Annotated in this window: 10 protein-coding genes; 8 read left to right on the top strand and 2 right to left on the bottom strand. The window is 72.4% G+C overall.

The annotated features are described in order from the left end of the window. Positions 1-397 precede the first annotated feature (397 nt). Positions 398-1,036 carry an RES domain-containing protein gene (locus tag ABZ719_RS11320; RefSeq protein WP_051813816.1) on the top strand — a complete coding sequence of 213 codons (639 nt, stop codon included), beginning with the start codon at positions 398-400 and terminating at the stop codon, positions 1,034-1,036. 594 nt (positions 1,037-1,630) lie between these two features. Next, positions 1,631-2,032, top strand: coding sequence for an XRE family transcriptional regulator (locus ABZ719_RS11315; protein WP_366724962.1), 402 nt, complete (start codon positions 1,631-1,633; stop codon positions 2,030-2,032). A 56-nt stretch (positions 2,033-2,088) separates the two neighbouring features. On the opposite strand, the gene ABZ719_RS11310 is transcribed toward ABZ719_RS11315, so the two are convergent. After that, on the bottom strand, positions 2,089-3,948 hold the full coding sequence (locus tag ABZ719_RS11310) for a glycoside hydrolase family 2 TIM barrel-domain containing protein (protein WP_366724961.1): 1,860 nt from the start codon (positions 3,946-3,948) through the stop codon (positions 2,089-2,091). Between the two features lie 223 nt (positions 3,949-4,171). Here ABZ719_RS11310 and ABZ719_RS11305 point away from each other — a divergent pair, with 223 nt between their 5' ends. The 6 genes from ABZ719_RS11305 (at position 4,172) to ABZ719_RS11280 (ending at position 9,793) form a co-directional block, all read left to right on the top strand. After that, on the top strand, positions 4,172-5,248 hold the full coding sequence (locus tag ABZ719_RS11305) for a LacI family DNA-binding transcriptional regulator (RefSeq protein ID WP_366724960.1): 1,077 nt from the start codon (positions 4,172-4,174) through the stop codon (positions 5,246-5,248). A gap of 63 nt (positions 5,249-5,311) precedes the next feature. Next, the gene (locus ABZ719_RS11300; protein ID WP_366724959.1) at positions 5,312-5,746 is read left to right on the top strand and encodes an antibiotic biosynthesis monooxygenase; all 435 of its coding nucleotides are present in this window, start codon (positions 5,312-5,314) and stop codon (positions 5,744-5,746) included. 390 nt (positions 5,747-6,136) lie between these two features. Next, the gene (locus ABZ719_RS11295) at positions 6,137-7,480 is read left to right on the top strand and encodes an extracellular solute-binding protein (RefSeq protein WP_366724958.1); all 1,344 of its coding nucleotides are present in this window, start codon (positions 6,137-6,139) and stop codon (positions 7,478-7,480) included. 11 nt (positions 7,481-7,491) lie between these two features. Next, entirely contained in the window at positions 7,492-8,439 is a 948-nt protein-coding gene (locus ABZ719_RS11290) for a sugar ABC transporter permease (RefSeq protein WP_366724957.1), read from the top strand. A gap of 12 nt (positions 8,440-8,451) precedes the next feature. Further along, positions 8,452-9,324, top strand: coding sequence for a carbohydrate ABC transporter permease (locus ABZ719_RS11285; RefSeq protein WP_366724956.1), 873 nt, complete (start codon positions 8,452-8,454; stop codon positions 9,322-9,324). Positions 9,325-9,421: 97 nt separating this feature from the next. Continuing rightward, positions 9,422-9,793, top strand: a complete 372-nt coding sequence (locus tag ABZ719_RS11280) for a hypothetical protein (protein WP_366724955.1) — start codon at positions 9,422-9,424, stop codon at positions 9,791-9,793. 224 nt (positions 9,794-10,017) lie between these two features. Here the strand turns inward: ABZ719_RS11280 and ABZ719_RS11275 are convergent. After that, the coding region (locus ABZ719_RS11275) for a helicase-related protein (protein ID WP_366724954.1) at positions 10,018-10,590 on the bottom strand (573 nt) is incomplete at its 5' end.

The following is a 10,590-nucleotide window of genomic DNA, read 5'->3' as shown; positions in this document are numbered from 1 at the left end:
GGGCCGAAAACCGCCCCCGCGGACAGCCGTTGCGGGACAATGATCGCTCGAATGTCCCGTCGGCACATGCACCGGAGCATGGACCGGGCGCGCACCGGAACATGCGCCGGACACCCCCGCAACCTCCGGCGGGCACGCGGGTGGACCACACGGGGCACGTACTGCGCCGGCCGGCGCCCCGCGCACCGGCGGCGCGGCCCGACGGCAATCAGCGGCCCAGCAGCGAGGGTGTAATGAACGGCACTTCCCCGGCGGCGACCACCGCCGCCCCCCGGACGTACCCTCCCGCAGGCCGCCCGCCCCGCCGTACCGCGCCCGCCGGCGGGGGAAGGGCGACCGCGTGACGCGGCACGCCGACGAACCGCCCGTGACCCTCGTCCACGGCCCGGAGCGGGGCATGTGGCGCCTGGGCAAGAGGAGACAGCCGCTGGCGTACAACCGGCTGGAGCCCGAGACGAGCCAGGGCTCCAGCGCCGGCCGGTTCAGCCTGGCCACCTACGGGATGCTCTACTGCGCCACCGACCTGGCCGGCTGCTACGCCGAGGCGCTGGCGCGCTTCCGGGTCCACCCGAGGATGCGCGGCCTGATCGGCAACGACTGGGACCGCCGGCCCAGCACCATGCGGCTGGGACACCTGGCCTCCGGCTGGCGCGAGGACCACGTCCTGGTCCGGGTCGTCCCGCCCAAGGACGCCCGCTTCCTCGACGTCGACGCGACCGCGACCCGCGAGGTCCTCATGAAGGAACTGCACAGCGAACTGAGCGCCTGGGGAGTGGAGAACCGGCTCACCGACGAGCACATCCACGGCGGTGACCGCAGGATCGCCCGCCAGATCGCCGCGTGGACGGTGGCCCAGCGGGACCGGACCGGGCACCGGCTGGCCCAGGGCATCGCGTACCGCTCCGGCTACGGCGGCCGCCAGTGCTGGGCGGTCCTGGAGGACGTCGACCTGGAGGACGCCGAACGCCGGCCCGTCCGCCTGGAGGACCCGGCGCTCCAGGAGATCGCCACGGAGTACGGCCTGAGACTCTTCTGACGGCCGTTCACCCCGGCCCGGGACTGTTCCGACGGCCGTCCACCCCGGCCTTCCCGCCCCGCGGCCGGGCGCGCCCTCACGCCACGTGGCCGTCGCCCGAAGGAGTGGCGCGGACAACACGCAGCGCCCCCCGTCCACCCGCTTCCTACCCACCACCGGACCGGGCAAATCCCCTGGTCACCCCTGAATCCTCCGGCCCCCGGGCGTGCGCACCCCGGTTCTCCGGGACGAGGGGTGGTGGGATTTCCGGGGGGTTTCCGGGGGGAAAGCGGTGGAGTAGCCGGCGGGAGCGAGGGTAGACTTCCCTCAAGACACCCAGGGGGGAGCGATGTTGACCAGGCGTCCGTTACCCACCGACGCGCCGCGGCCGACCGTCGACCGGCCGGTCCGCGTGCCCGCGCCGGCGTCCGCGACCGCCGTCACCTCCTCCCGCTCACCGGTGTCCACCCGCCTGCGTGAGCCCACCGGCTCACGTGTGCCCACGCGCCTGGCCGCACCGCGGCTCGCGTCCGCGTGTCCCGGGGCGGCGTCACTCACCACCCTCCGCCGCGGTGTCCGGAACACCGGCCGGTGTGCCGAGGAATCGAGGAGATCATGCAGACCCTGACCGACCCGGACAGCCGGACCGACCGGGAGACCGAGGCCACCGCCCACGCCGGTACGGTGCAGGCCTCCACCGCGGCCATCGCGCGCTTCCTGCAAGACAACTTCGGTCAGCGGCTCACGGCGTTCATCGCGGGCATCGAGGACCCCAAGCAGGTCGGCAAGTGGTGCAGCGGCCAGAACAGTCCGCGCATCGACTCCGAGCTGCGCCTGCGCGCCGCCTACCAGGTCTTCCAGATGATCACCCTCGCCGAGAACTGTCACACGGCGAGAGCCTGGATGATCGGGATGAACCCGCAGCTGGAGGACGACTCACCGGTCCAGGCCATCGCCGAGGACCGGCACAAGGACGCCATGGCGGCGGCGCGTTCGTATCTCAAGGGCGATCTCTGACCACGCGGGCAGGGGGCAGGTCACCGCGGTGACCTGCCCCCTGCCCCTGCCCCTTGCTACGCCTCCACCTCCTCCTTCTCCTCCTCCTTCTCCGCGGCGGTCTCACCGGCGGCCTCTCCGGTGACGATGCGGCGGATCGTCTCCAGCGGCAGCTTCGGTGAACCGTCCGAGAAGAGCAGGCCGTTGGTCTCCTGCGCGGTGTCCATGTACTGCGTGTAGCAGAAGCCGGCGACGACCCGGCTGGAGCGCAGCGCACCGAACAGGCCGTCCAGCAGCGCGGCGTACTGGGTGTCGGAGCCGGTCCGGGTGTAGGAGAAGTCGCCGTCACCGGCGCGCACCGACAGTCCGCCGAACTCGGTGATCATCAGCGGCGCGTCCCCCGCGGCGTACCGCTCGCTCTGCCGCTCGGTGACCGAGAGCACCCGGCCCTGCGGACCCGGACCGGCCAGCACCGCCTCGAAGGCGGCGGCGTCACCGTAGCGGCGGGTGAGTTCCGCCGGGTCGCCGCAGTAGTCGTGCACGCCGAGGATGTCGCTGTCGGTGTGCTCCCAGCCCTCGTTGGACAGCACCGGCCGGCTCGGGTCGAGGGCACGGGTGAGGTTCGCCAGGGCGATGGAGTAGTGCCGCTGCGCCGGGTCGTGCGGGATGTCCGACGCGCCCCAGCTCTCGTTGACCGGCACCCAGGTGACGACCGAGGGGTGACTGCGGTCGCGCCGGACCAGATCCAGCCACTCCCGGGTGAGCAGCTCCACCGCCTCGGTGCCGAACTCGTACGCGGCGCCCGTCTCGCCCCACACCAGCAGACCGAGCCGGTCGGCCCAGTACAGGAAGCGTGGGTCCTCGGCCTTCTGGTGGATCCGGACCGCGTTGAAGCCCATCGCCTTGATCAGCTCCACCTCGCGGCGCAGCTCGGCGGTCCCGGCGTTCGCGATCAGGGTGTCCGGGCGGTATCCCTGGTTGAGCACGGAACGCACGTAGTAGGGGCGGTCGTTGAGCAGGAAGGCGCCGCGGCCGACACCGGCGCTGCGCAGGCCCACGTAGCTGTCCACCGTGTCGAGGACCGCCGAGGCGGCCGCGTCGCGCACGGTGACCCGCGCGTCGATCAGGGTGGGGTGCTCGGGGCTCCACAGCAGGTCCTCGCGGTCGATCCCGTTGCGCAGGGCGGGGACGGCCACGTCGATGCGGCTGCGCGGGGTGCGGACCTCGGTGGTGCTCCGGGCCAGCACCTCGCCGTCCAGGCTCAGCACGATCTCCACCGTCAGCGGGGTGGCGGGGGGCGTGGCCAGGGTGATCTCGGCGCGGACACCGCGCGTGGGGTCGGGGATCCAGGCCAGGTCGGTGACGCGCTGGGCGGCCACCGTCTCCGTCCACACGGTCTGCCAGATGCCGGTGGTCCGCTCGTACCAGACCGCGTGCGGCCGGTCCTGCCAGTCCTGTTTGCCGCGCGGCTGCGCCAGGTCGGCCGGGTCGTCCTCGGCGCGCACGACGAGCACGTGCGCGTCGGCGCCGGGCCGCAGCGCACCGGTGACGTCGGCGGTGAACGGGCTCTGTCCGCCGACGTGTTCGGCCACCAGGCGGCCGTCGAGCCAGACCTTCGCGCGGTGGTCGACGGCGCCGAAGTGGATCAGGGCCCGCTCGCCGCCGCCGGCGGCGAGGATCTCGTGGGGGATGCGGCGGCGGTACCAGACGACCCGGTGCGGCGCGGTCTCGCCGATCCCGGAGGCGGGCGCCTCGGGCGGGTACGGGACGGTGATCCGCCGGTCGAAGCCGCCGGCCGCCTCCCCGTCGAACCACGCGTCGCGCTCGCCCACGTCACCGTCGTCGTACCCGAAGTCCCAGAGTCCGTCGAGGCTGTGCCACCGCTCCCGCCGCAGGATCGGCCTCGGATACGTCCCGTCCTGCTCGCTCGCCCTCACGGATCCTCCTTCTGCCTTTTCGGCATGCCGCAGGCCTTTCCGGCAGGCCCGGCGTCGGCGTCTTCAGCGTTCCTATAATCGAAGTGCTGCCATCATGAGTGATCGTTTGCATCGATGCAAGAGAGGCAGGAGCCCGGTCGGGGCCCGTCGGAGTGCGGCGTCCGCCCACCGCCGCCCGTGCGGCAGACTCGGGGAGCCGATTCGACGGGAAGGAGCCCCTCCAGTGGCCAGAGTGCGGATGCGGGACGTGGCCGAGCACGCCGGGGTGTCGGTGCGGACGGTGTCGAACGTGGTCAGCGGCTACCCGCACGTGAGCCCGGAGACCCGGGCCAAGGTGCAGCGCTCGCTGGACGAACTCGGCTACCGCATGGACTACATGGCCCGCGGCCTGCGGTCGGGCCGCACCGGGTTCATCGCCCTCGCGGTGCCCTTCCTCGCCGAGCCGTACTTCGCCGAACTGGCCCAGGCCGTCATCCGGGCCGCCGGACGGCGTGGGATCACGGTGCTGGTCGAGGCGACCGCGGGCGACAGCGAGGTGGAGCGGAGGATCCTGGAGGGCGGCCTGACCAACGTGGCCGACGGGGTGCTGCTGAGCGCCCTGACGCTGCCGGCCACCGACGGCGCCGCGGCGGCTTTGGACTTCCCGCTGGTCATGCTGGGCGAGCACAGCGTCGGCGACCAGTTCCCGCGGGTCGGCATCGACAACGTGGCCGCCGCCCGCACCGCCGTGGAGCACCTGCTGGAGCAGGGCTGCCGCCGGATCGTCGCGCTCGGCCGCAACGGCAGCGAGAACGGCCGCCAGCGCACCGAGGGCTACCGGCAGGCGATGTCGGCGGCCCGGGTGCGCCGGGTGAACTGGCTGGTCGCACCGGTGGACGACTGGACCAGGGAGCAGGGCTACGCCGCCGTACGGGAGTTGCTGGAGGGCGACGGCCCGCTGCCCGACGCGATCTTCGCGTTCAACGACGCGCTGGCCGTCGGGGCGCTGCGGGCCCTGGACGCCTCCGGCGTGCGCGTGCCCGAGGACGTCGCGGTGGCCGGCATCGACGACATCCAGGAGTCGGCCTACACCCACCCGCCCCTCACCTCCGTCGCCCCCGACCTGGACGTCATCGCCGAACGCGCGCTGACCCTGCTGGAGGAGCAGACCGGACGGCGGCCCGGGGCCCAGGGCGCCGACCGGCCCGGGCCGGAAGGCGCCGAGGCGGCCGGTGCGGGGCCCGTCACGGCGAGACAGGAGGCGACCCCCTTCAGGCTGGTGGTCCGCGAGTCCTCCCGGCGGCGGCCCCCGGCGCCCTGAGCGGCCGTCCGCGGGGTGGGAAAGACGCTGGATCACCGGGCGGCCCCGCCCTACGGTGGTCCCATGAGCGAGCACCCGCAAGCGCCTGTCCTGCCCGTCGCGGCCCATGAACCCCCCTACTACGTGGCTGTCTTCACGACGGTGCGCACCCAGGACCAGAGTGGCTACCGCGAGACCAACGCCCGCATGGAAGAGCTGGTGAAGGACATCCCCGGGTTCCTGGGGATGGACCACGCGCAGACTCCCGGCGGACTGGGCATCACCGTCGGGTACTTCCGCGACGCCGACGCCCTCACGCGGTGGCGCGGCGACGAGGAGCACCGCGCGGCGCAGCGGCGCGGGCGGGACGAGTGGTACGAGCGGTACACCCTGCACGTCGCGAAGGTGGAGCGGAGCCACGAGTTCACGCGCGCGCAGGGCCCGGAGCGCCGGAACAGCCCCGAGAGCCCGAACAGCCCGCAGAGTCCGGACAGCCCGCGGAACCCGTCGGGAGGCTGACCCGCCCGAGCCGCCCGGCGGGTGCCCTTCGCCCCGCCGGACGCCCTCCTCGTCCGGCGGATGCCGTTCGTCGGGCGGGTGTCCTCCACCCTGCGGGCACTCTTCGCCCCGCCTCGCGCGCGTCCTCGGCCCCCCGCCGGAGGTCTTCGCCCCGCGGGCGTCCTCCACCCCGCGGGCGTCCTCCACTCCCGCCACGCGAGCGTCCTTCGCCCCCGCCGGAGCTCTTCGCCCGGCGGCCGCTCTTCACGGACGTCCTCCGTCCCGCGGGCGTCAGCACCTTGCGGAACCCGTCCGCAAGGCCACTTTCCGCCGATCTATTGCATCGTTGCAAATCGTGTGTCAGGGTCTGCGCCATCGAGTTCACACCGACGTGACGAGGTGAATAACCCTATGAGCGCAGCGATGGCGCGCCGGCGGTTCCTGGCCCTCGGCGGCGGCCTTGCCCTGACCGGAGGGCTCGCGGCGTGCTCCTCCCCGCTCGCGTCCGGGCTGACGGGCTCGCAGCCCGACACCGCGGACGTCATCTTCTGGAACCTCTTCACCGGTGGTGACGGCGCCAACATGGTGCTGATGGAGGACGCCTTCCGCAGGGCCAACCCCGGGACCTCCCTCGAAGCGACCATCCTGGGCTGGGGAAACCCGTACTACACGAAGCTGGCCCTGGCCACGGCGAGCGGTACGCCCCCGGACGTCGGCATCGCCCACCTCTCCCGGTTGCCGCTGCTGGCCGCGGCCGGTCTGCTCGAACCGGTCGAGCACACCGGGATCGGTGAACTGGGCGTCACCTCGGACCGCTTCACCCCGGCGGCCTGGAAGAAGGCCACCGTCGACGGGACGACGTACGCGGTCCCGCTGGACACGCACCCCTTCGTGCTCTTCTACAACGTGGACCTGGCCCGCAAGGCGGGGCTCCTCGCCCCCGGCGGCGACGGCCTCGTCCCGCTCAAGGGCAAGGAGGACTTCCTGGACGCCGTCAAGGCGATGAAGGAGGAGGGCGGCGCCCAGTACGGGGCGGTGATGTCGATCACCGCCGACCCGTCCACGGCGTGGCGGTACTTCAGCATGATCTACTCGGGCCTCGCCGGCCCCCTCGTCACCGACTCCGGCACCCGCATCAGCATCGACGAGGAGGCGATGCGGGAGACGTTCGCCTTCATGCGGAGCCTCACCGCGGGCGGTCTGATGCCCAGCAGCCTCAACGGCTCCGGCGCGAACGCCCTGTTCAGCACCGGCAAGGCCGGATTCCTCTTCGACGGCGAGTGGCAGATCCCCTCGTACCGCATGGTCAAGGGTTTCCGCTTCGACGTCGTGCCGTTCCCGGCGCTGCTCGGCCCGAAACCGGTGGCGTACGCCGACTCGCACGCGCTGGTCGTCCCGCGCAACGCCGGCCGCTCCGCGGCCCGCACCCGCGACGCGGCCCGGTTCATCAAGAGCCTGCTGGACGACAGCGCCGTGTGGGCGCAGGGCGGGCACATCCCCGCGTGGCTGCCGACCCAGCGCAGCAAGGCGTTCCTCGACCAGTCCCCGCAGCGCAACTACGTGCGGGCCGCCTTCGACGCCCAGTACGACCCGGCTGCCTGGTACACCGGCGCCGGCTCGGACTTCCAGTCCACCGTGGGCTCGACGATCATCGACGTCCTCTCCGGGCGGACCAGCCCCAGGGGCGCGGTCGCCGGCATGCGCGCCGACCTCAAGCGGTACACCACGGCCCGACCGCCGGTCACGATGAAGTAGGAGGCAGCCCCATGACGACCGCCGTCCCCACGCGACCGGCACCCACGGCGTCCGCGGTACCCCCGGCGCGTGAGCGGCCGCCCCGCTCCGAACGCCGGGCCGGTGCGCTGCTCAGCGCGCCCTTCCTCGTGATCTACCTGCTGTTCCTGGTCGGTCCGCTGCTCGTGGGCGTGGTGCTCAGTTTCTTCAACACCACCACCGTCAAGGACGGCCTGGGCGACTGGGTCGGCCTGTCGAACTACTCCGAGGTGGTCGGCGACCCGCTGTTCTGGGACGCCCTGTGGCACTCGGTGCTCTTCACCCTGCTGACCACCCCGCCGCTGGTCGTCCTCGCGCTGGCCGTCGCCGTCCTGGCCGCCCGCATGCCGCGCGGGCGCACCTTCTACCGCCTGGCCTTCTTCGCGCCGTACGTGGTCCCGTCGTCCGTGGTCGCGCTGATCTTCCTGTGGATGTACACCCCGCAGATCGGACTGCTGCCCAAGCTGTTCGGCGCCGTGGGGCTGCCGGTGCCCGACTTCATCGGCAGCACCGCCGGCGGCTGGACCGCCGTGACGCTGATGACGCTGTGGTGGACCTTCGGGTTCAACTTCGTCCTCTACACCGCCGCGATCCAGGACGTCCCACCGGAGGTGTACGAGGCGGCGGCGATCGACGGGGCGGGGCCCTGGCAGCAGATCCGGCACATCACGGTGCCGCTGCTCGGCCGGACCACGAGCCTGGTGCTGATCCTGCAGATCCTCGCCTCGCTCAAGGTCTTCGACCAGATCTACCTGCTCCTGGGGGGCGGCCCGAGCCAGTCCACCCGGCCGGTCATCGAGTACATCTACGACACCGGTTTCACCTCCTACCGGGGTGGCTACGGCGCTGCCGCCACCATGGTCTATTTCGTCATCATCGTCGCGGTATCGGCGGCCTGGTACGGGCTGCGGCGGCGCCACGCGTCCGGCTCCGCGGCCTGAGTGGAGGACCCCTTGAGCAGCATCACCCAGCCGCGGGCCACCACGACGGCTCCCGCGCCCGCGCTCGACCGCGGGAAACTCTTCAACCGGCTCTGCGCCGTCTGCCTGACCCTGTTCGCGCTGATCTGGCTGGTGCCCTTCGCCTGGGCGCTGATCACCTCACTGCGCTCCGACGGGTCCATCACGCAGGACCCGACCTCCCCGTTCGCCGGCGGCTGGTCCCTGCACGCGTACTCCTACGCGTGGGACCACTACCCGATCGGCAGCTGGTACCTGAACAGCCTGGTCATCTCGTCCCTCGCCGTGCTCTTCACGGTGGGCTTCTGCTCGATGGCGGGCTTCGCGCTGGCGCTGCTGCGCTTCCGCGGCCGGACCGCGGTGCTGGCCCTGGTCGGTGCCGGGCTGATGCTGCCCAGCGAGGCGCTGGTGCTGCCGCAGTTCATCGAGTACCGCTCGCTCCACCTGCTCGGCACCTTCTGGGCCCTCATCCTGCCCTCGGTCGCCGCCCCGGTGTCCGTCTTCGTCTTCCAGGCGTTCTTCCGGGGCATCCCCCGGTCGCTGATCGAGGCCGCCCGCCTGGACGGGGCGAGCTGGTGGCGGGTCTACGCCACGGTCTGCATGCCGCTGTGCCGCCCGGCCGTCTCCACGGTCGCCATCCTCACCTTCATCACCTCGTGGAACGCCTTCCTGTGGCCGCTGCTGGTGCTGAACCAGACCAAGTCGCAGACCATCCCGGTCGGACTGGCCTCCCTGGTCAACAACACCAACATCCAGTACGCCGAGGTCATGGCCTCCTCGGTGCTCGGCTTCCTGCCGCTCGTCGCCGTCTTCCTGGTCTTCCAGCGGCAGATCGTCCAGGGCATCGCCACGACCGGCATCAAGTGACCGGGACGGCGCGGGAGAGAGGGCGGTCCGGGCCCGGACCGGACCACGGCCCGATCCCGGGGTGGGACCGGGCGGTCCGCTGAATACAATCGCCTCCATGCCGAACGCTGATGAGCTGCTCACCGCCGTCGCGGCGATGGTGGAGGCGCAGCCGAGCAACCAGATGTCGCTGACCGTGGTCGTGGACGGTGCCGTCATCACGGGCCGACTGGCCCCCGAGAGCATGTGGCGCGAACGTGTCTCGGAGGTGCTGAGGACGTCGGAGCGGCTGAGCCCGTTCTCCGACGTCTTCACCAGCCACCGGGGAGCGCGGCCCGACCGCGGCGGGGCGCCCACGCACCTGCACTTCCACCTCGCGCGGATCCTGCAGGGCAGTCTCGGTATCCCGGAGACGGGCGGGATGTACCGCGTCGCGATCAAGGACGTCAGCGCGTGGACCGTGGGCGACCTCAGCTACTCGGAGCAGTGACCGGCAGCCACGCGGAGCGGTGACCGGCCCGTTCCCCGGGTGCTGACGGGACTCTCCCCCGGGCCGGGCCGCTGCTACGGGCTGACGGCTTTTCCCCACGCCGGACCGCTGCTCCGGGCGTTGACGACGGGCTCTTTCCCAGGCCCGGCCGCTGCTCCGGGCCCTAGGAGGTTTCCGCCGGGCGCGGTGACCGGGTTTTCCTCCCCCAAGCAGCGGTCCGGCGACTACTCGGAGCGCCGGGCGGGCTTGTCCGTGCGCCGTGCGCCGGTGCCGGGGGCGGACTGCCGCCGGTTGCGGTCACCGCGGCGCGCGGCCTCGCCCGCCGGGCGGCCCTTGCCTGCGCCGCCGCGGCGCCCCCGGGACGAGGAGCCTGCGGCACGGCGCGGGGCGGACTCCGCCGCGGGCTCGGTGATGGTGGTGGGGGTGCCGGGGGGTGTGCGGGCGCCGGTGATGCGGTGGAGTTCGGTGTCGCCGGCGTGGATGGGGGTGATGTGGGGGGTGATGCCGGCGGTGGTCATGAGGCGGTTCATGTCGCGGCGCTGGCTGGGGGTGACGAGGGTGACGACGCTGCCGGACTGTCCGGCGCGGGCGGTGCGTCCGCCGCGGTGGAGGTAGTCCTTGTGGTCGGTGGGGGGGTCGACGTTGACGACGAGGTCGAGGTGGTCGATGTGGATGCCGCGGGCGGCGACGTTGGTGGCGACCAGGACGTTGACGCGGCCGTCTTTGAACTGGGTGAGGGTGCGGGTGCGCTGGGGCTGGGTTTTGCCGCCGTGCAGGGCGGCGGCGCGGACGCCGTT

Source organism: Streptomyces sp. NPDC006743, from assembly GCF_040703815.1.
Classification (GTDB): Bacteria; Actinomycetota; Actinomycetes; order Streptomycetales; family Streptomycetaceae; genus Streptomyces.
Note: the sequence above shows the minus strand (reverse complement) of the source record. Positions and strands in the feature narration are given on the sequence as shown.

Bases quoted from the DNA above. Each gene is read 5' to 3' on its own strand.
- ABZ719_RS11320 (WP_051813816.1), top strand. From the start codon at position 398: ATGTGGCGCCTGGGCAAGAGGAGACAGCCGCTGGCGTACAACCGGCTG.
- ABZ719_RS11315 (WP_366724962.1), top strand. From the start codon at position 1,631: ATGCAGACCCTGACCGACCCGGACAGCCGGACCGACCGGGAGACCGAG.
- ABZ719_RS11300 (WP_366724959.1), top strand. From the start codon at position 5,312: ATGAGCGAGCACCCGCAAGCGCCTGTCCTGCCCGTCGCGGCCCATGAA.
- ABZ719_RS11295 (WP_366724958.1), top strand. From the start codon at position 6,137: ATGAGCGCAGCGATGGCGCGCCGGCGGTTCCTGGCCCTCGGCGGCGGC.
- ABZ719_RS11290 (WP_366724957.1), top strand. From the start codon at position 7,492: ATGACGACCGCCGTCCCCACGCGACCGGCACCCACGGCGTCCGCGGTA.
- ABZ719_RS11280 (WP_366724955.1), top strand. From the start codon at position 9,422: ATGCCGAACGCTGATGAGCTGCTCACCGCCGTCGCGGCGATGGTGGAG.